24 protein-coding genes and 2 pseudogenes are annotated in these 20,211 nt (G+C 41.0%); 5 read left to right on the top strand and 21 right to left on the bottom strand.

The genetic code is table 11. From position 1 onward, the window contains the following. Positions 1-334: pseudogene (locus tag N518_RS0107570) on the top strand (IS4 family transposase); the annotation flags it as partial. Positions 335-463: 129 nt separating this feature from the next. Here N518_RS0107570 and zapE read toward each other — a convergent pair. Both zapE and N518_RS0107560 read right to left on the bottom strand, forming a co-directional pair. Further along, complete coding sequence (gene zapE, locus N518_RS0107565; protein WP_005025609.1) at positions 464-1,600, bottom strand: cell division protein ZapE; 1,137 nt, start codon at positions 1,598-1,600, stop codon at positions 464-466. Positions 1,601-1,687: 87 nt separating this feature from the next. Then, entirely contained in the window at positions 1,688-2,695 is a 1,008-nt protein-coding gene (locus tag N518_RS0107560) for a helix-turn-helix domain-containing protein (RefSeq protein ID WP_005025607.1), read from the bottom strand. Positions 2,696-2,847: 152 nt separating this feature from the next. On the opposite strand from N518_RS0107560, the gene N518_RS0107555 reads away from it, so the two are divergent. Then, positions 2,848-4,359: a flavin-containing monooxygenase gene (locus N518_RS0107555; protein ID WP_005025605.1), complete on the top strand. Its 1,512-nt coding sequence runs from the start codon at positions 2,848-2,850 to the stop codon at positions 4,357-4,359. 47 nt (positions 4,360-4,406) lie between these two features. Further along, a complete protein-coding gene (locus N518_RS0107550; protein WP_005025603.1) occupies positions 4,407-5,315 on the top strand; it encodes a lysine exporter LysO family protein in 909 nt (302 codons plus the stop codon). Positions 5,316-5,439: 124 nt separating this feature from the next. Here the strand turns inward: N518_RS0107550 and pyrF are convergent, their stop codons facing one another. Both pyrF and N518_RS0107540 read right to left on the bottom strand, forming a co-directional pair. Next, entirely contained in the window at positions 5,440-6,120 is a 681-nt protein-coding gene (gene pyrF, locus N518_RS0107545; RefSeq protein ID WP_005025601.1) for an orotidine-5'-phosphate decarboxylase, read from the bottom strand. Between the two features lie 113 nt (positions 6,121-6,233). Further along, positions 6,234-6,782, bottom strand: coding sequence for a helix-turn-helix domain-containing protein (locus N518_RS0107540; protein ID WP_017401082.1), 549 nt, complete (start codon positions 6,780-6,782; stop codon positions 6,234-6,236). 90 nt (positions 6,783-6,872) lie between these two features. Between N518_RS0107540 and N518_RS16740 the strand changes: the two are divergent. Both N518_RS16740 and N518_RS0107525 read left to right on the top strand, forming a co-directional pair. Next, positions 6,873-7,530, top strand: a pseudogene (locus N518_RS16740) (AzlC family ABC transporter permease). Then, complete coding sequence (locus N518_RS0107525; protein WP_005025594.1) at positions 7,527-7,853, top strand: AzlD domain-containing protein; 327 nt, start codon at positions 7,527-7,529, stop codon at positions 7,851-7,853. The pseudogene N518_RS16740 and the gene N518_RS0107525 overlap by 4 nt, the downstream one beginning before the upstream one ends. Before the next feature lie 84 nt (positions 7,854-7,937). Here N518_RS0107525 and N518_RS0107520 read toward each other — a convergent pair whose 3' ends face one another. The 17 genes from N518_RS0107520 to N518_RS0107440 all read right to left on the bottom strand — a co-directional run bounded on the left by N518_RS0107520 (position 7,938) and on the right by N518_RS0107440 (position 20,205). Continuing rightward, on the bottom strand, positions 7,938-8,303 hold the full coding sequence (locus tag N518_RS0107520) for a lipopolysaccharide assembly protein LapA domain-containing protein (RefSeq protein ID WP_005014685.1): 366 nt from the start codon (positions 8,301-8,303) through the stop codon (positions 7,938-7,940). Between the two features lie 21 nt (positions 8,304-8,324). Then, entirely contained in the window at positions 8,325-8,630 is a 306-nt protein-coding gene (locus tag N518_RS0107515; protein ID WP_005014686.1) for an integration host factor subunit beta, read from the bottom strand. A 156-nt stretch (positions 8,631-8,786) separates the two neighbouring features. Continuing rightward, entirely contained in the window at positions 8,787-10,460 is a 1,674-nt protein-coding gene (gene rpsA, locus N518_RS0107510) for a 30S ribosomal protein S1 (protein ID WP_005014687.1), read from the bottom strand. A 105-nt stretch (positions 10,461-10,565) separates the two neighbouring features. Further along, positions 10,566-11,249 (bottom strand): (d)CMP kinase, encoded by a 684-nt coding sequence (cmk, locus tag N518_RS0107505; protein ID WP_005025592.1) that lies wholly within the window; start codon positions 11,247-11,249, stop codon positions 10,566-10,568. 10 nt (positions 11,250-11,259) lie between these two features. Further along, positions 11,260-11,694, bottom strand: a complete 435-nt coding sequence (locus tag N518_RS0107500; RefSeq protein WP_005025590.1) for an SRPBCC family protein — start codon at positions 11,692-11,694, stop codon at positions 11,260-11,262. Positions 11,695-11,776: 82 nt separating this feature from the next. Then, positions 11,777-12,268 (bottom strand): tRNA adenosine(34) deaminase TadA, encoded by a 492-nt coding sequence (tadA, locus tag N518_RS0107495; RefSeq protein ID WP_005025588.1) that lies wholly within the window; start codon positions 12,266-12,268, stop codon positions 11,777-11,779. A gap of 3 nt (positions 12,269-12,271) precedes the next feature. Continuing rightward, the gene (locus N518_RS0107490) at positions 12,272-13,396 is read right to left on the bottom strand and encodes an enoyl-CoA hydratase/isomerase family protein (protein WP_005025586.1); all 1,125 of its coding nucleotides are present in this window, start codon (positions 13,394-13,396) and stop codon (positions 12,272-12,274) included. After that, positions 13,393-14,106, bottom strand: a complete 714-nt coding sequence (ung, locus tag N518_RS0107485) for a uracil-DNA glycosylase (RefSeq protein ID WP_005025584.1) — start codon at positions 14,104-14,106, stop codon at positions 13,393-13,395. Before ung ends, N518_RS0107490 begins: the two co-directional genes overlap by 4 nt. Positions 14,107-14,150: 44 nt before the next feature. Then, positions 14,151-14,747, bottom strand: coding sequence for a 6-pyruvoyl trahydropterin synthase family protein (locus N518_RS0107480; RefSeq protein WP_005025581.1), 597 nt, complete (start codon positions 14,745-14,747; stop codon positions 14,151-14,153). A 96-nt stretch (positions 14,748-14,843) separates the two neighbouring features. Further along, positions 14,844-15,788, bottom strand: a complete 945-nt coding sequence (gene gspK, locus N518_RS0107475; protein ID WP_005025579.1) for a type II secretion system minor pseudopilin GspK — start codon at positions 15,786-15,788, stop codon at positions 14,844-14,846. A 22-nt stretch (positions 15,789-15,810) separates the two neighbouring features. Beyond that, on the bottom strand, positions 15,811-16,446 hold the full coding sequence (gene gspJ / locus N518_RS0107470; RefSeq protein ID WP_005025578.1) for a type II secretion system minor pseudopilin GspJ: 636 nt from the start codon (positions 16,444-16,446) through the stop codon (positions 15,811-15,813). Then, positions 16,443-16,829, bottom strand: a complete 387-nt coding sequence (gene gspI / locus N518_RS0107465) for a type II secretion system minor pseudopilin GspI (protein WP_005025576.1) — start codon at positions 16,827-16,829, stop codon at positions 16,443-16,445. The genes gspJ and gspI overlap by 4 nt, the downstream gene beginning before the upstream one ends. Next, on the bottom strand, positions 16,819-17,382 hold the full coding sequence (locus tag N518_RS0107460) for a prepilin-type N-terminal cleavage/methylation domain-containing protein (RefSeq protein WP_005025574.1): 564 nt from the start codon (positions 17,380-17,382) through the stop codon (positions 16,819-16,821). Before N518_RS0107460 ends, gspI begins: the two co-directional genes overlap by 11 nt. A 14-nt stretch (positions 17,383-17,396) precedes the next feature. Next, positions 17,397-18,005 (bottom strand): TetR/AcrR family transcriptional regulator, encoded by a 609-nt coding sequence (locus N518_RS0107455; RefSeq protein ID WP_005025573.1) that lies wholly within the window; start codon positions 18,003-18,005, stop codon positions 17,397-17,399. A 39-nt stretch (positions 18,006-18,044) separates the two neighbouring features. Beyond that, positions 18,045-18,818: a TatD family hydrolase gene (locus N518_RS0107450; protein WP_005025571.1), complete on the bottom strand. Its 774-nt coding sequence runs from the start codon at positions 18,816-18,818 to the stop codon at positions 18,045-18,047. 43 nt (positions 18,819-18,861) lie between these two features. Further along, positions 18,862-19,203: a PilZ domain-containing protein gene (locus N518_RS0107445; protein WP_005014707.1), complete on the bottom strand. Its 342-nt coding sequence runs from the start codon at positions 19,201-19,203 to the stop codon at positions 18,862-18,864. 18 nt (positions 19,204-19,221) lie between these two features. After that, on the bottom strand, positions 19,222-20,205 hold the full coding sequence (locus N518_RS0107440) for a DNA polymerase III subunit delta' C-terminal domain-containing protein (RefSeq protein WP_005025569.1): 984 nt from the start codon (positions 20,203-20,205) through the stop codon (positions 19,222-19,224). Positions 20,206-20,211 lie beyond the last annotated feature (6 nt).

The following is a 20,211-nucleotide window of genomic DNA, read 5'->3' as shown; positions in this document are numbered from 1 at the left end:
CTGGGAAATTGAAACCTTATTCAGTTGTCTCAAAGGACGCGGGTTTAATCTTGAAAATACGCGCTTGACAGACCCTAGACGAGTGAAAAAATTGATTGCGGTGTTAGCTATAAGCTTCTGTTGGTGTTACTTAACGGGTGAATGGCAACATGATCAAAAAAAAGCGATAAAAATAAAGAAGCATGGACGACTCTCAATGAGTTTATTTCGCTATGGTTTAGACTATGTTCAAATGGCGATTCAGCGTTTAATTGGTTTTGGGAAAAAAGAAGAGTTTAAGGAAATTTTGGCAATTTTAAGAAGGCAGAACCCTGATAGGATAAGGGTTCTGTGAAATTTGTCGTGTACAGAGAACTTTTACAATAACTGATCACACGTATTAAAGCAAAACCATGCCGATACTGCGCGGTTTTATTTAATATAAATAATAAAAAAGCGTTCCGTAGAACGCTTGATTAAAATTTTACTGGGCGCCGTGAATTTGCTTGTGCTCTGAATGCAGATACTCATCTGACTGCATTTCTAGCAATCTTGAACGGGTACGCTCAATTTCAAACGCCAACTTCTCTCCCTGGTAGATATTAATAATATCATCTTGAGAGGTAAGTAAAAGTTTTACTCCCCGATCATAGAACTCATCAACCAGATAAATAAAACGTCGGGTTGCATCATTAATCTGATCAGTTAAATGCGGAACATTACTGACCAGTACCGTATTATAAATATTGGCTATTTCAATGAAATCTGACGGGCTGCGAGGCTTAAGGCAAAGTTCTGAAAATTCACACCACAACACATCTTCAGTATGACCGATAGTCTCTACAATACGGTTATTGATAATAATTGATTCTTGAGACTGCACCTGAGTCTGGGTCAATGCAGAAAACCTTTGGGCAATCCACTGCTGTGCTTCGTGGCTGAGCGGTGCCTTGAAAAGCTGCGCCTGTTTTAACACTCGTAACCGATAATCTACTCCAGCATCTACATTTAACACGACACAGTTTTTTTTGACCATTTCAATGGTAGGTAAAAAACGGTCACGATGAATACCATTTTTATATAAACCATCTGGTGCAATATTTGAGGTCGCTACCAGCGTAATACCGCGCTGGAATAATTTTTGAAACAGATCGCTCAAAATCATGGCATCAGTGACATTTGATACAAAAAATTCGTCGAAGCAAATAATAACTGCATCTTTGTAAATCTGGTCAGCCACCAGATCTAGGGGATTACGCTGGCCAGACAGCTTATTTAACTCACGGTGTACATGTTGCATAAAGTGATGAAAATGCATACGTAACTTGCGGCGAAATGGAATAGACTCAAAGAATTGATCCATTAGCCATGTTTTTCCACGGCCAACCCCACCCCACATGTATACACCACGCGGTGCAGTTTGCCGGCGAAAACAGCGAAATGCTTTCTTAGAAGCCTTATATCGATGAATCAATTCATGCCAGACCCGGTCCAGCTCCTGCACAGCTTGTGCCTGTGCTTCATCAGGTAAAAATTGTCCAGAAGATAAAGCTTGAGAATAACGCTCGGCTGGAGAGACGGGTGAAAAAGCTGTACTGTGTGATGATTTAAGCTCTAGCATATAATTCTGATACGTTTTATGGGCTAATGGGAAGTATAACGAAGAATATAGTGAAACATATAAAACTTTGGCATAACCCGACTTAGGCTATTTACCATATTGTCTTGGGCTTTGTCCGAACCAGCGCTTAAAGGCATGATTAAATGCGGCTGGTTCTGAATAGCCCAGTAACTCAGCAATAACCTCAATTGAGTACTCTTTATATTCAATCAGTTTTAATGCTTTGTTTTTAATCAACTGTTCTCTAATTTCTTTATAACTGGTATTGAACTGTTGTAGCTGATGGCGCAAGGTACGTTCTGGAATACCAAGTGCTTGTGCAGTCTCTGCCATAGTAGGAATTACCCCCTTTTGCAGCTCTAAATAGTCATGTACACGCTGAATAAGTGAAGGTATTGCATCATCATGATTTAAACGTTGTAGCTCACTAATACATTTAGCTTCATAAACCCGATGGGTAATTGGATCTGCAGAAGGAATTTTGATTTCAAGTACTTGCGAATTTAATCCAAATTTCGCCTGCTTAAAACCGAAGTGCAGATCTGCACCATAATAATTCTGATACAGCTGTAATTGCTCTTTATCTTCAGGTGCTTTAAAAGGTAACTCAACTCTTAAAGTAGGTGCAACCAGTCCCATCATTTTATAAATATCTTGAATAAATTTATAAGTTCCCGAAATTTCGCACTGAGCACGTAGCAATCCCATATCTGAGTTCAGGTCTACTGGCAAATATGTCAATGCAACCTGATGAGCCATGACTTCAAGTCCTAAAGTGCCAAATAGGTGAGTAAGACCCTGGTATTGGATGCCCTTTTCAAGAGCAGTCTGGATATTATTACTGGTTACAAGGAGCATCAGCAAAGGGCCATAACCGGCAAGCGCGTAATGCTGCCCAATAAATAGTCCTGTTTCAGGTTTTACCCCTTCACCGACAACTTTTTGTATATCCCATTCCAAGCTGGGATGAATAATAGAAGTTGGATCCAAAGCATCCGGCTTGATACCAATTGTTGCGAGCCGTGAATCAACATCAATTCCAGCGTTACGCATGCCTTGTATTAAATACATCAAACCGAGAATAGAACGCTTCATGAATAATTCAATTTACCCTGACCTGTCTGTTTTACTATAAAAATCTCATCTTTTTAATTGCCGAATCTATCAATATTTATGTCGCTGCTATCATGGGCCAATATAAGCAAAGCTGTATAATCTGTATAAAAATAGAACGGACTTAGCAGAGAATGCAGAAAAATAATATAGAACCTGCAACTGGACGCAGAGTAAAAGTTGCAATTATTGGTGCGGGATTTGGTGGTTTAGCCGCCGCAATTCGGTTATTACAGCAAAACATTGATGACTTTATTATTATTGAAAAAACAGGAGATGTAGGGGGCACATGGCGCGAAAACCGCTATCCGGGAGCTGCCTGTGATGTACAGTCACACATGTATTCTCTGTCTTTTGCGCCAAAAACAGACTGGTCAAAGCGTTACGCCGAGGCACCAGAAATTTTTGAATATATACAGAATCTTACTGAAAACTATCAACTGCGCCAATATATTCAATTCAATACAGAAGTCACTGGAACTTTTTATAATGAACAGTTAAATATATGGCATATTGAAATTGATAGGCAGGAGAATATAGAAGCCCAATTTGTCATTTTTGCTTCCGGGCCGCTTCATATACCGCAGATTCCTAAAATAAAAGGTATCGAAAAATTTAATGGGAAAATTTTCCATTCATCACAATGGGATCATCAATATGATCTGACAGGTAAAACAGTTGCATCGATTGGTACAGGTGGCAGTGCCATTCAATATATTCCAGAAATAGCTTCACAGGTCAAACAACTCTATGTAATGCAGCGTAGTGCAGCTTGGGTCATTCCACGTGACGAACGCAAATATGGCCAGTTGGAGAAAAACCTTTTTGCTCAGCAGGAATGGTTCAGGAAATTACATCGGATCCGGCTGTACTGGTCAAATGAATCACGGGTTATTCCAATTGTACAGCCATTTGCTATGCGCTATGTAGAAAAACTAGGCCGCGCTTTTATACGATTCCAGGTTAAAGATAAAACTATCGCCAAGAAACTTACACCTGATTATATTATGGGCTGTAAACGCATCTTGGTATCAAATAAATATTATTCAACCTTCAACCGGAGCAATGTTGAACTTGTAACTGATAAGATTCGGGAGATTACTGAAGACAGCATTATTACTCAGGATGGTCAGACCCGAAGAATTGACTGCCTGATCTATGGTACAGGTTTTATCACTGATCCCCGTGTTTACCTAAAGAATTTTCCATGCATTGGCCAGCATAATCAATCATTAGCAAAGGCTTGGGAAGATGGCGCCGAAAGCTACTATGGGGTAAGTACCAAAGGTTTCCCGAATCTGTTTCAGTTACTAGGTCCAAATACTGTTTTAGCGCATAATTCCGTTTTATTTATGATTGAATCTCAAATCGAGCATATCTTGCAATTGATTCAGCTGGTTGAAAAAACTCATACCCAGGCAGTCGTCGTTAAAGCCGAAGTACAGGATCAATTTAATCATCGAGTCCAAGACATGCTTAGAGGTACAGTCTGGCAGTCTGGCTGCACCAGCTGGTATCAGCAAAATAGCGGCAAAAACTTTTCCCTATGGCCTACTTACACCTGGCGATACTGGCTAGAAACCCGAAAGGTAAATCCGGCGGATTATCATTTTTTGGGAAATAGTACCATAAGCCGTGCAGCCTGAATTTTTCCCTGACATAATAAGCAGGTGTTGATTGCATCTGCTTATTCATGACTTCTCTTATTCTGGCTTTACAAATTTTTTTAGCCTTGATTTTAGGCTTTTTATCTGCAAAAAAATTACCTGTTCCTGTACAAAAATTTATTTTCAAAATTTTGCCGTATTTTTCTTATCTGCTATTAATAAGTGTATCGCTTGAACTTTTTCAAGCTCTACAACAGTTACAGCATCCTTTATATATTTTAAAACCTGCCTTATTAATTGCTCTACTGACCTCATTAGGATCTTTCTTTGTCTGTTTATTTGCTTATCAATGGCTAGACCGTAGCAGTGTCAAAGGTTCAATTTCCTTACACCTGTTTTTAAAGGCAATTAAGAATATCAGTTATGCTCTGCTGGCTCTAATGGCGGGTGCAGGCATTGGCTGGCTGATTAAATTATCTGGAAACGAATATTCTTTTAACAGCTGGTATCTATTACTGGTTTTTATTTTACTAATTGGTGTGGAGCTGGCTCATACCCATTTTGACCGTGCCTGGTTAAGCTGGAAAATTTTGGTTGTTCCATTAGCGGCTTTTATTGGTTCTGGCTTGGCTGCATTATTATGTATTCCTTTATTACAGAGTTACACAGCGAATGAAATTCTGGCCTTAGCTCAAGGTTATGGCTGGTACTCAATGTCTGGCATCCTGCTGAGTCAGATTCACTCTCCACAGCTTGGCAGTATTGCTCTGCTCACTGATCTGTTCCGGGAAGTTTTTGCAATTTTACTGATGTATTGTATCGGTTGGCGTTTTCCGCGTTCGGCAATTTCTAGTGCAGGAGCAACTTCCATGGATGTAACACTTGCCATGGTCAAACAGTCTTGCGGGACTCATTATGTTCCTCATGCCATGATGAGTGGCCTAATCTTAACTTTACTGGCACCTCTACTAATAAGCTTTTTTATATTTTTATAAAACAAAAATATAAGTTTGAATTTATTTGTACTTGATCTAAATCCTCAGAAGGTTATGCCAAAAAACAAAGCTGATAAACTAGTGATCAGCTTTGTCTGCAGTAGTTAAACTTACGATTACCCAATTATAAGCTGGCTAGAATTTCTTTTAAGGCTCCGGCAGGATCAGTCGATTGTGTAATTGGACGTCCAATTACTAAATGGGTTGAACCATCAAGCACAGCCTGTTTTGGAGTCACGATACGTTTTTGGTCATCCGCACTTGAACCGGCAGGACGGATACCGGGAGTAACCAGTGCAAAATCTTGTCCTAGTTCCTTACGTAATAGTGGAGCTTCCTGGGCAGAACAGACGACACCATCCAGACCACTTTCCTGAGTAAGCTTTGCCAAGCGTTTAACCTGCTCAAAAGGCTCAACATCTAAACCAATATCACGCAAATCATCGCGTGTTTGTGAGGTTAGTACTGTTACTGCAATCAGTTGGGTAGGATACTGTCCTGCTCTTAATCGCTCTACACAGGTTTCCATCATTTTACGGCCACCTGAAGCATGGACATTTACCATCCAGACCCCAAGATCAGCGGCGGCACACACTGCTTGAGCTGTAGTATTCGGGATATCATGAAATTTTAAATCAAGAAAAACTTCAAAACCTTTATTTTGTAAGGTTTTAACAATTGATGGACCTTCATGAGTAAAAAGCTCTTTGCCTACCTTGACACGACATAGTGATGGATCAAGTTGATCTGCAACTTTCAGGGCGTCATATTGGCTTTTTGCATCTAAGGCAACAATAATACTCACAAGTTTAATTCCATCTTATAAAAATCGGCCAATTATAAAGTGATTCATGCCATGCTCAAAGCAGGAATATATTGATAATGCAAAAAAGCCTGGTTATCTTTTCTAAAACATATTTATCTCTGTTCAGAGATCAGAATAGCTCTCGTATCATGTTCTAAGGCCTCAAAAATATGAGCCTGATCGGCAGGATAACAAATGTAATCCCCTTCATTAAGCACAATCGGTTCTGAAACTAAGCCTACTTTAGCCTTACCTTTCATAATAATAATATGTTCTATACTTCCGATTGAATGTGGCTGACTGCAACGCGGTTCGCCTGGATGTGTAGTAAGGATATAAACGTCTCGTCTGGCACCTGTGGGACAGTTTGCCAGTAATATTGCCTGATAATGAGCAATTTCAGAACTAACGGATGGGCCTTCGCCAAAACGAATAACCTGTGTTTGTGCAGTATTAGCCTCCATTAATTTTGCAAATGGAATATCTAGAGCCACACATAAAGCCCATAATGTTTCCAAGCTTGGATTTCCTTGCGCAGCTTCCAGTTGAGACAAGGTTGATTTAGCAATACCTGCGCGGCGGGCTACCTCTGTCAATGACAATCCCGCTTTTTGTCTTTCTCTTTGTAATCCTTTAGCCACAATCTCAATAGGCAATGTCATAATTCACCATAAAAAACTAATGTTCGTTTTGACGAACGATATAAAATTAAACTATTATATCGTACGATCGTTTGATATAGAAAACAAAAGATGTGCAATGAAGAGCGAAAAAAATTAATTAAAGCCATTACACTCATCTCGGTGGCAACCAGTATTGTAGGCATTTCTTTAGGATCGATTGCAGCCAGTTTCCATATACCTTTATGGATTCCTCTAGCTTTATCTATATTTGTATTGGCAGGCGCTGCAGAGTTTACTTTCATTGGTCTGATTGCATCAGGTGCCAATCCAATCTTTGCTGCATTGACCGGTATATTAATTAATTTAAGGCATTTCCCTTTTGGCCTATCAGTTGCTACTTTTATTGAAAAAAAATACTTATCAATTTTTTGCTTGCCATATTATGAATGATGAGAGTGTCATGTTCGGCCTCAGCCAAGAAAATACTCATTCAAAAAAGTGGGCCTACTGGATGTGTGGCTTAGGCATCAGCATACTTTGGCCGCTTGGTGTATTTATCGGTTATCTGCTTAGCAAAAATATTCCAGATATCTATATTTTTGGTATTGATGCAGCATTCCCAGCCATTCTTTTTGCCTTAATCCTGCCAATGCTCAAGAATAAAACCACACGAAATCGAGTATTTCTGGGTACATCACTTTCCTTAGCCTCTATTCCCTTACTTCCAACAGGTCTTCCTGTTTTGGTGTCTATGTTTGGTTTAATAATAGGACGAAAAACAAAATGAAATATAGTGAAAGTTATATATTTATAGCGATTATAATTCTTGCATTAGGCACCTATCTGATTCGTTATTCTGGGTTCTATTTAGCCAGTCGCATTACATTTAAAGAATCTCATCAACAGCTTTTTGCAGACTCTGCTTGTGTGCTTCTGTTTAGCTTAGCGTTATTCAATACACTATTTACTGAAGATCATTTTAGTGGCATGAGTAAATTAGTCGGAGTTTTAGTTGCAGTCGTATTTGCATGGAAAAAGTATTCTTTTATCATAGTCATTATGATTGCAATGACCGTTACAGGTATGTTGAGGTATATAGGCTTTGCATAAACAAAAAAAGCTCTTTATTCCAATAAAGAGCTTTTAAGGGTCTTATAAAATCAGCTGGATTTTATAAGAGTTAAACTAGAAAAATTATAATGGTGTACGATTCTGGCTTTCCGGATTAATATCTAAAACTGTTTTTTCATGTCGGGCACTTGCTGCGGCTTCGGCAGCTGCTAGCTGAGCAGTATGAATCTGTTCTTTACGTAAATGCTCAATGTCTTGGCGAAGGCGTTTAATCTCCCAATTGCGTTGAAATACGCGGAATACTTGCACACCAAGAAGCAAACCTGCAATGATTCCCAAGCATAGGGTCAATAATAGCAAAAGTCCCAAACGCATAGCCGGTACTTGTGTAAATAACAAGTCAACTGAAAGTTCGGTTCCATTTTGCAGTACGAGTGCAAGTGCATAACCAAATACAATAATTAATAAGGCGACTAAGAGATAACGCATAAACACCCCACATGATTAAGTTTATTTATTGGCAGATTCGTTTACTGCGTCACGGAGTGCTTTACCCGGTTTAAAATGTGGTACGGCTTTCGCTGCAACTTCTACCGCTTTACCAGTTTTAGGATTACGGCCAACACGTGGTTCACGATGGTGCAATGCGAAACTACCAAATCCGCGTATTTCAATACGATTGTCTGTAGACAGCGCTTCAATCATCTGATCAATCATGATTTTTACGGCCTCTTCAACAAGAGGTTCAGCCAAATGCGGGTTTTTCAGTGCAATTCGCTCTATTAAATCGGATTTATTAAGTGCTTCAGTAGTCATCTATGACCTCTTAAGTTATCAAGCTACTCTAACTCTTGCAGATAATAACCTGTTTAAATACAAAACGGTAGCGCAGTACACTAATACTACGCTACCGTTTACAGTATTTGTATAAAAAGTACTAAGTAGTTACACTACTATGTCCTTTTTTACATATTACTTCATTTGAGCCTTGATCAAGTCACCAATCGTCTTAGGACCATTGTCTTGATTAGTTGAAGTCTGACGCAGGTTAGCTACAGCTTCTTTCTCTTCAGCTTCATCTTTCGCTTTGATAGACAGGTTGATAGAGCGAGATTTACGATCAACATTGATGATCTTCGCTTCAACTTCCTGACCAACTTCAAGGAATTTAGTTGCATCTTCAACGCGATCACGGTTGATTTCAGAAGCTTTCAGAGTAGCTTCAACTTCGTCAGCCAACTTCACAGTTGCGCCACGAGCATCAACAGCAGTTACAGTACCTTTAACCAAAGCACCACGTTCGTTAGCAGCAAGGAAATCATTGAACGGATCGCTGTTTAATTGCTTGATACCTAGGCTGATACGATTGCCTTCAGCATCTACAGACAGGATAACGGCTTCAACAGTATCACCTTTCTTGTAACGACGGATTGCTTCTTCGCCCTGTTCGTTCCAAGAGATGTCAGACAGGTGAACCAGACCATCAATACCACCTGGCAAACCAATAAAGATACCAAAGTCAGTAATTGACTTGATTGTACCTGAAACCTTTTCACCTTTGTCGTGGTTCTTAGCAAACTCTTCCCATGGGTTAGCACGAGTTTGTTTAATACCCAGAGAGATACGACGACGTTCTTCGTCCACTTCAAGAACCATAACGTCAACTTCGTCACCGATCTGAACAACTTTAGATGGGTGGATGTTCTTGTTAGTATGGTCCATTTCTGAAACGTGTACCAAACCTTCAACGCCTTCAGCAATCTCAGCGAAACAGCCGTAGTCAGTCAGGTTAGTTACACGAGCTTTAACGATAGAACCTTTAGGATAACGGTTCATGATCGCCATCCATGGATCTTCACCAAGCTGTTTAAGGCCTAGAGATACACGGTTACGCTCACGGTCAAACTTAAGCACTTTAACAGTAACTTCTTGCCCTACTTCAACCACTTCTGATGGGTGCTTGATGCGTTTCCAAGCCATATCAGTGATGTGTAGAAGACCATCAATACCGCCCAGGTCAACGAATGCACCGTAGTCAGTAAGATTTTTGATCGTACCAGTAACTGTTTGACCTTCTTCAAGCTGAGCAAGAAGAGCTTCACGGTCAGCTGAAGATTCAGCTTCCATTACTGCACGACGAGATACCACAACATTATTGCGTTTAGCATCAAGTTTGATTACTTTAAATTCTAACTCTTTACCTTCAAGGTGAGTTGTATCACGGATCGGACGAGTGTCTACCAGAGAACCCGGCAGGAACGCACGAACTGGACCGATGTCAACTGTGAAACCGCCTTTAACTTTACCAGAGATAACACCAGTAACGATTTCGCCGTCTTCAAAGATTTTTTCAAGTTTAGTCCAAGTTTCAGCACGTTTTGCTTTTTCACGTGATAAAACTGTTTGGCCCATACCGTTGTCAAGAGCTTCAACAACAACGTCTACAGTATCACCAACTTGAACTTCAAGTTCACGCTGGTCATTTAAAAATTCAGCACGGTCAACAACGCCTTCAGATTTAAGGCCAGTGTCAACAGTAATCCAGTCAGCATCGATGCTTACTACAACACCTTGGATGACTGCACCCTTTTCAACGTTAAGGTTTAATTCGCTTTCTTCAAAGAGGGCTGCAAAAGATTCGGTCATGATATACCTGATAAAGTCAACGGTCTTGGATCAGACAAGGCCGGTTTAGTTAAACATCCACATAGTCCATAAGAACTGATCAAGCTATGCTTCTGTTGATATTCTTTAGTGCGCTAATTGGGCATCGACATAGTTGACCATCAACTTAAACACTTGATCTATGCTCAAATTTGAGCTATCAATAATATAAGCATCTGGTGCAGGCTTAAGAGGAGCAACTTCACGTTCCATATCTCTTTTGTCGCGCGCCTGTATATTAGCTAAAATGTCGCTTATTTTAACATCCAGCCCCATACCCTGCAACTGTTTTACGCGGCGCTCTGCACGCGACTCGGCAGATGCAGTCAGATAGATTTTCGCCTGCGCTTCAGGAAAGATAGTTGTAGCCATATCCCTACCATCTGCAACTAGGCCCGGCTGCTGTGCAAAATCACGCTGCCGTGTAAACAGGGCTGCGCGCAGTTCTGGCACAGCAGCTACTTTTGAGGCATATTCTCCAACCCGTTCAGTACGAATAGTCTGAGTAACATCTTCATCATCTAAATAGATTTTCGTGCCCTGATCAGTGCTTTTAAAGCGTATATTCAACTGTGCAGCCATATCTGCACAGCCAGCCAGGTTGCTTTCCAATTCTTCAAACAGGTCACGTTTATGTAATGACAGCCCTAAAAGGCGATATAAGGCTCCCGAATCAAGTAAATGATAACCATAATATTCGGCGAGCTTCGCTGCTAATGTCCCCTTTCCTGAACCACTTGGACCATCGATAGTAATAATTTGAACTGTCATTAATTTTCCATTAAGAAACTGATTTTGCTAACTTTGAGAGACCTAGTGTAATCGCGCCTTTAAGCTGTGCAAGTATTAATTTACTGACAAACGGTGCCTTTGCCTGCAATTCAATCCGGTAGCGCACTAAAGTTTTATCTCCTGCCAGCTCTTCAAACTCAATTCGGCCTAAATGATGTCGGATTAAAGGATTTTTAATAATCTTATATTCAATACGCTTATTTTCTTCAAGCAGTGTAATTTCTTCTTGCAGAGGTTTGACTGGTCCATATCCCATACGGCGAACTGATCCGACCCCGTCCGGACGCTGCGGATCAGCTGAGTCTTTACTACGCACGACCTGTATAGGTGCAAATGCTGTATTATATGTTGAATGCTTGGAGAGCAATTCAAAGACTTCGGATACAGGCGCATTAAACTGTTTTTTTACTTCAATATAATTCATTTTCTTTCCTGTGTTTTTTATTGAAAATTGATAATTTAAAGAGTTCTGAAACCATGATGGTATCTATTTTATGGAGATTAGTTCAGAGTTTACTCTGCTGACGCTTCTGTTCACGCCGCATTTTAAAGAAATCACTTAGCTGTTGTGAACACTGTTCTTGTAAACAGCCTGATTCAAATTGAAATAGATGATTATAATAACCACTCTCTAATAAGCGGCGCGCACTGACGAGCGATCCGGCTTTAGGCTCAGTCGCTCCAAAAACCACTCTCTGCACCCGTGCGTGGATTAATGCTCCTACACACATTGTACAAGGCTCAAGAGTGACATATAAAGTAGTATCATCTGGCAGTCGATAATTTTGTGTCAATTGACAAGCCTCTCGAAGGGCCTGTATTTCTGCATGAGCTGTTGGGTCATGCTTGAAAATTGGCTGATTATGTCCTACACCAATAACCTGGTTATTACTTACAATTACCGCACCTACCGGAACTTCCCCTTTTGACGCTGCAAGTGCAGCCTGCTCATAGGCAAGCTGCATCCAGTAATGATCATCGAATTCATGTTGCTGCATATATCAGTCAATCACCTGATATTGTTTAAGTAGTCTGTTCCAGCTTTCATTTGTGGTTACTGGTGGTTGATCACCCAAGATACTGCGCAGACTTAAATCGGCATTTTGTTTCCACTCAGGTGACAAATCTTTATCCACCAGTCGTGCACGTACTCCTTCAACAAAATCAGGATGGCGGATTTTCCAGTTGGAAATTTGAAGTTCAAGCTCAAATACTTCGTTCCAAGAATGAACCTGACGCCCCCATTGCCATAACAGCCAAGTAAGTGCCGCTGTGGCAGGCGAGCCCTTTTGCAGATTTTCACTTGCCTGACGCAACCAGTCACTACGAGCATCACTTAAACCAATAATAGCCTGATAGTCCTGTTCAAAATTTATACCCCGGCAGACACTATGAATCACATCAAGTGAATTCTGTAATGGGCCTGGGGCCACCGGTCGGTGCAGGCTGTTTAAGGTATCATCAATCGCACGGAAACTTCCCGCAGGATAATGATTCCAATCAATACTGATGACTTTTTGTAATACTACATCACGCTGTGCATCACAGATATGGGTTGCCCAACCGATACCATAAGCGCCAGCAGAGGTCATAATTGAACCCGTCAGACCGGTAAATAAACCTATCGGACCCCGATCTGCCAAGAAACGGCTTGCACCGACATCAGGATATAAACCAATATTAATCTCAGGCATAGCTAACCGCGAATAGGGAGTGACCAGCCGGAACGGTGCTGCCATAAACAAGCCCAGCCCACCTCCCATAACATAACCTTCTCCCCAGACCAGAATTGGTTTGGCATAATTATGAATGAGTAAATCCAGTGCGTATTCCTGTTCAAAAAACCGGTTCGCTGTATCTACTTCATGATTAATGACTAATTGACGTAGTTTACGAACATCTCCACCTGCACAAAAGGCTTTCGGTGTTGTTGAATCTAACCAGATAGCCTTGACCTGATCATCATGCTGAAAATCTTCAAAAGCCTTCAGTAATGCAGAAACGATAGATTCATCCAGAGCATGCAAGGATTTCGGACGATTTAAACGTACTATACGCCAGCCATTGTCCGCGGCTTCAACGACCAAGTCAGGATGATAAGAATTTAGTAAGGGAGAATTTGTCATGCGTCCAGCTGCCAGTCTATAGGCTCAATGCCATGTTGTGTTAAATAATTATTTGTTTTGGAGAATACTTTACAACCGAAGAAACCACCACGGTTGGCTGCCAAAGGAGAAGGGTGAGCAGCTTTCAAGACCAAATGTCTGTCTTGATTAATTCGCTGTCCTTTACGCTGTGCATATGCACCCCATAAAATAAAGACAACATGTTCCCGCTGTTCATTTACCACATCAATCACATAATCGGTAAAATCTTCCCAGCCCTGCTTTTGATGAGAAGTTGGCTGACCTGCCTCAACAGTCAATACGCTATTTAGCAGTAATACACCTTGCTTTGCCCATTTGGTCAGATCACCATGGTGAGGCTCAGGCACACCCAGATCAGTATGCAGTTCATGAAAAATATTACGTAATGATGGCGGTAAACCTACACCACGATGTACAGAAAAGCTCAACCCGTTGGCCTGATTAGGCCCATGATAAGGATCCTGCCCCAAAATTACGACCTTCACCTGGTCAAGTGGAGTCATATTTAATGCCTTAAATATTTCCGGGTTTGGGGGATAAATTGTTTTTTGAGCTTTCTTTTCTTCTCGCAAGAAGTTACGCAAGTGTTCTATCTTGGCACCCAGCAAAAAATCTGCCAAGGCATATTTCCAACTTTCGTCTAACTGAACCTTACTCAATTTTTCATCTTGCTGCTCAGTTAACTGCATGCCTTTTTCCTTAAAGTCTTATCCAAAATAAAATATCCGAAGTTTTAAAGCTTGACCTGCAGCTCAACTCCAGGATTTTCAAATTTCAAACCCTGTTTCAATCTTTCATACATGGTCGGATCGGCCCATTCTTGCTGAACCTGTTCAGAAAATTCGATCTGTTCAAGCTGTAATAAACCCATTTGCCTATTTTCTATATCTTCCTGAAAACTCTGTGCATAACCTGTATCTGTTTCATGCACAATTACCGAGTAAACCTCAACATCACCTTCCCCGTTCTGGGTAACGGTTGAATTTAGAACCTGCTGGGCTAGAAAGAAGAAAATGCGCGAAAACTGTTCAGCAGAGGGTGAAACAGGCAGAGCTATCCAGCGCGCACTAAATTTTTTGCACGCTGCAATATATTCCTGGTCATCATTTTGCCAAAAACAGATGGCATGGTCAAAACTGTCGAAAAGATCTTTAATCACCCCTTTCAACAGGCCGAAGTCGTAGACCATCTGTCCATGATCCAACCGGTTAGCCTTGAGTAACAACTCAACCTTGTAGCTATGGCCATGAATTGAACGCTTACAGCGATCCGAAGTGCAATTTCGCACGATATGAGCGTTTTCAAACTTAAATAACTTACGAATTAACATGCGCCGAATAGGTAATTGACTGCAAATATTTTTAATTATAAAGCAAAAGTAAAGTAGTTCGCAGCTATTTTTATAACTGCTCACAATTCATGCAGTCTAAAATGGGGCAAGACTTCGAAAATATACATAGATCTGGTTTTCATCGCGTTTAAAGTATGTTGTGAACTGCCGTTTACGTTCTGAGAGCCGTACTTCAATTTCAGCTTTAAAAAAATCTGACTTTATATCCAGCAATGGATTTACTTGTGCTTTGTTGGTAGCACTTATCTGATCGAATGGCTCAAGTCCCCACAAATCGCCTGTGGCATTAAAGTATTCCATATTACTTTGCTTACGCTGCAAAGCATCTGTGACAGCATTCAGATCAAGCTTCTCATCCATACTGGCAAGAACCAAAGCAGGTGCTGTATTGATATTAATTTTGGTCTCTGCTGGTAATGCACTTACATAAGGCGCTATCAATTGGTATTTTTTTCCTTCGAACCCTCTTACCTGCTTCAGCTCTTCAATACTAAAAAACCGGGTATTGGGAGTAAGATGAGGTTGATTCAAACCTTGATAATAACTGCTTTCCGCGCCCATAGCACCTATAGTCAGATCGTCAGGGTCCTGCCAGTCAATCACTGCCTGGCTTAGTTCGGCAGGCAGACCAACACGGACCAGCAAGCGCTCAAACCAGGCCTGAGCATCCGGATTAACCGTACCATCTACCTTAACCAAATTATTTAAATTAAACTTTCCGCTTTCATCTTTTAAACGACCTGAAATATAACCGTCTTCTACGGGAAAGGCGGGCATAGGCTGTGCCCAAATTTCCTGTAAATGATCAATATCTCCAGCATTTTCTTTGTCTTGTTGCAGGATTTCAGAGAAAAATGCTTCAGCACTTTTTGCATAGAGTAAAGATTGGTCCTGTCGCATCAGGTAAGCGGTGTTATCTGCTGTCTGACTTTGCCGCTTGGCAATAGTGGCAGCCAGAATGGTTGCCAAGGCAACCATCATCAGAATAGTAATAAGTGCTATACCCTGTTGCTGCCGCATAGTAATCCCCAGTTTTTTACTTTTAAGATGGATTTATTGTTTTTTCTTTTAAATCATCTGTATTTAAAAGGCTGTAAATCCATTCGTATTCAGTTCCATTTATGGTCAGATTGATTTTAAAACCGCGCGGTAGAATTTTAAGCTGTTCTGATTGGGAAGCAGGATCTAATACGCCTTCAGGCCATCTGTTCAGTTCAGCCGGATTTAAGACGCTAATCCGGTATTGCTCGACCTGATCAAGAAGCACACTTGACTGGGGCTGAATAGCAGTTGAAGTATTCAGGTTTTGATATTTTAACCGGTACAGTTTCTGATCTGCACTACTGTATTGATATTCGATCCGCTCATAAGGCCCCAGCCCTTGGCCCAAAGGATCAGTTACACCAGCTTTACTAAAAATAAAATGCTGATCGTTTAATTCAAGTGCAGGACGCAACTCTCCTCCATTATTTGCAGTTAATGGAATCAGTTGCAGGCTGTCACGTAAGATTTGCTGATAAGCTTCCTGTAACCGGGCAAGATTTTGCTCATGTATACTATTTCGTTCTTTTACTTTGATCAGATAATCAAAAACCTTCCAACCCAGCGCAGAGAGTGCTGCAAAAATCGCAATTGCGACCAACAGCTCCACAAGAGTAAAACCCCATTTATATTTCATGAAGTATTTTCTTTGAGTGGATGATTAAAAAACACCAAGGTCGCAATTCCATTTTCAACCTTACCCTGCTCTGTATTAAACAGACTAATTTGTACTTCAATACGCTGTACATTTGGACTGATGGTGGAAGCTGCCTGTTTGTCAATTTGCCAGGTTTCACCTTGAGATGTTACCTGTTTAGACTCTGTTCCCTGTAACCACGCCTGATTCATTTCCATGAGAGCAATTTCATTCATACCTACAAATTGCGCTTTTGTCCTTAAAATTGCATTTGAGGTGGCTTGTGTATATTGCATGGCTACTTTTGTCAGGGCAACTGCTGCTGTCGCAAAAATTGCTAGCGCAACCATAACTTCAAGTAATGTAAAGCCTTTAGGTTTCACTAATTTTACCTAAATAATCAATTTCGATTTCATGACCTACCGGCCTTTGCTCCAGATAGAACTGGATGCGTACAGGTCGCACTTCTCCATTTCCCAGCCAGATCAGTTTAGGTGCCCGGCTTCCTAATAACTCTTCATTACTGGCATTTTGAAAATCATGATCGAGAGGCTGAATACTAAAGCTGACATTTGGGGGCAAATGTCGAGAAGGAAACTCACTATATTTCTGCCATTTTTCTGGTGCAGGAGCTAAAAACCCAGTAGTAGTTTTCATATCAGCCGTAGCTTGATATTCGAGCAAGTTATAAACAAAAGTATTTACATCAGTAGCTGAGCGCGTTTCAAGTGCGAGTATACGTGCCTGGTCATTGGCTTCGCGGTTGATTTTCTGCAGGTCCAGTAAAAAAACTTCCCTAGCCTGCATTGCTTTACGCTGATCAATACCATTCAAATTCATTACAACAAGAGATGCCATAATACCAATGATCACAATGACCACCATCAGTTCGATTAAGGTAAAACCATAATGAGCAGATGAAGATGAACGGATCATTAGATTATTCCATATCAGGCATATTGTTCATTAACCTGCTTGGGCAGTGCCAAAGCCTGATCAATATAGGCCACTCTTAAAGTATCACGCGACCCCAGATAACGCTGATAAAAACTTGAATTTAAAATTGCTGCCGCGCCATGTGTTAGTGACCAGATCGAAGCGAGATAGTCACGCACTGTCATGATACTGCCGATGGATTCCAAATAGTTTTCGGTCATGCGTATAATAATACGCATTCGCTGTTTACGGACCTGATAAAGCTCACTAAAAAGATGGTGGATTCCCTGTCCGGTAATCGAAAGCCGCTCTTCAATCTGATGAAAAAGTACGGTACGTTCCGGATGATGCAGATGATGCAACATGAAAAAAGCCAAGTGTTCAGGAAAAGATTTTTCGGTATCCTGAATCATTTCCAGCAACATCCGCTCATTGCGAATAATGAGCAGAATATACAGCTCATCCTTACTTTGAAAATGCTTGTATAGAGTACCCTTGGCTAAATCGAGTTCTGCCGCCAGTGCATCAAGTGTCATGCCTGACTCACCATTTTCTAACAGGAGTTGCTCTGCCACTTGAAATATTAATGCTTCTCTTGCCCGAAACTGGGCCTGACGATCCATCTTCACCCGATTACTCTCTTTTTGCTTTTCAATGCGTATTTACTTTGAATTAAGGAGGTTTTCAAAATTTTGTGTTGTTATGAAAGCAATCTCCTCAAGCGGTTTATCATATACATCACTTAAGGCTTTGGCTACATATGGAACATATTTTGGTTCATTAGATTTACCTCGATAAGGTACTGGTGCCAGATACGGGCTATCCGTTTCAATCAAAATACGGTCAAGGGGGACCTGTTTGGCAACATCTCGCAAGTCCTGAGCATTTTTAAAGGATACAATACCCGAGAAAGAAATATAGTAACCACAATCCAGGACTGCCTTGGCAGTTTCCCAATCTTCTGTAAAACAGTGCAGAATTCCATGTTCAGAACCTTCGGCACGAATAATATCAACCGTATCCTGCTTGGCCGAGCGAGTATGTACAACTACTGGCTTTTTTACTATTTTTGAAGCCTGAATATGACGGGCGAAACATTCTTTTTGTTCAGCAATAAAATCCGTACTGTGAAAATAGTCGAGACCGGTTTCACCAAGCGCCCACGCTTTTTCTGCCTGTGCTAGCTCAACCAGATATTCAGTCGTAGCACGCGCCATGACTGTGGCATCTTCACAAGGATGCACACCTACACTATAGCCCAACTCAGGATGACGGATGGCAATTCGCGAAAGCTCAATGTGGTCATCCAGATTTACCGAGATACTCATCATTTTTGATACCCCTACATCTTTTGCCGCCTGAATGGCCAGATCAATATCACCATCATAAGGCGACAGGTCCAGCAGGGTTAAATGACAATGAGTATCTACAAACACAATTTTTTCCTATAACAACCAGTGAGCTTAAAAATCGACAGTTTTAGACGGTATAACCCGGACGATCTGAAGTCAGGCTACCGGCAAGCAGCTTTTCAGCTTCACTTCTATAATAAATTCCTTTCTCGCCACTTAGCTGAATTCCGAAACCTTGAGGTCGAATTCCATTCTGTTTGCGGGAAATCCAGATGACTTTGCCAGTCAAGGGTACTTTCTGAGCTTGTCCAGGCAAAGTAGCTAGCACAAAAACCTCTTCACCCATTTTTACTGGCTGTTGTGATGGAATAAACAGACCACCACCCTGAACAAAACCCATATAACTGGCCTGCAAGGTTGCCCGGTCAGGTATATTCACCTGAATAATACCACCCATACGTGGTTGCATCGACTTTCCCCTTAAGTCTTAAACATTCATCAGCCTGATGAACAGTTGATCCAGAACCAAGTTAACCTGTACATTCTGCTCAGTAAGCTGCTTGGATTTTTGCAAATCTGAATAGATTTCGAATAAAACATCAAGCGAATAATGTTCAGCAACTGGCTTCAGGTTAAGATCAACATTCTTCAGGTTTTGATTTAGCTTGACACAAATCAGATCACACAACAAGTATTCAAACATAGTGATAAATTCAGGAAATGTCAGCTCTTTATGCCATTTTGATGCAAAGAATACCGGCATATTTTTTTGAGCTACCAGTTTTTCCCAATCTTCAAGAAATTCCTGGCGCTTCGGCAACCATGCAGAATCAGCCAACTCTAATGCCTGTAAAGGCATATCACTGGACAGATTCATTAAAAGCTGCAAATTTTGCTGGTTCAGGTCAGATAAGTTGGGACGGATATACTGTTCTGCCTGTTCAGTACTGATTCGATCTAGTGCATAGTGCTGCAGTCGACTGCGAATAGTTGCCGGTAACTTTAAATAATGATCAGCCAGTAAAATAATGACAATGCGCTCCCCCGGTTCTTCCAAAGTTTTAAGCAATGCATTTGCCGCAGCAATATTGAGTGCTTCAGCTGGCTCAATCATTATAACACGCCAGCCCTCACCGGTTTGCTGTACGAAAGGCTGTAAATCGCGTATTTTTTCAATGCGAATTTTAGCATTCTGTTTTTTATTTTCTTCATCGGTCGAAATATGTACATAGTTGGGATGTGTATCTGATTTTAACCACTGGCAACTACTACATTCCCCACACGGTCCTTGAGCTTGTTTATTCTGGCAAAGTATCCAGGCGAGAAAATGCCGGCTAAAAGCTTCTTTACCACAGCCGGATTTACCGTAAAACAGTAGCCCATGACCGATGTCAGGAAAACGCCGCGTCAGTGTATCCCATACAGGCTGCTGCCAAGGATAAATCTGGGATTGCTCAAGAACATTTTCCATATTACT

This window comes from Acinetobacter sp. UNC436CL71CviS28 (genome assembly GCF_000620525.1).
Classification (GTDB): Bacteria; Pseudomonadota; Gammaproteobacteria; order Pseudomonadales; family Moraxellaceae; genus Acinetobacter; species Acinetobacter radioresistens.
The sequence above is the reverse complement of the archived record's forward strand: the minus strand, read 5'-3'. Positions and strand labels throughout refer to the sequence as shown.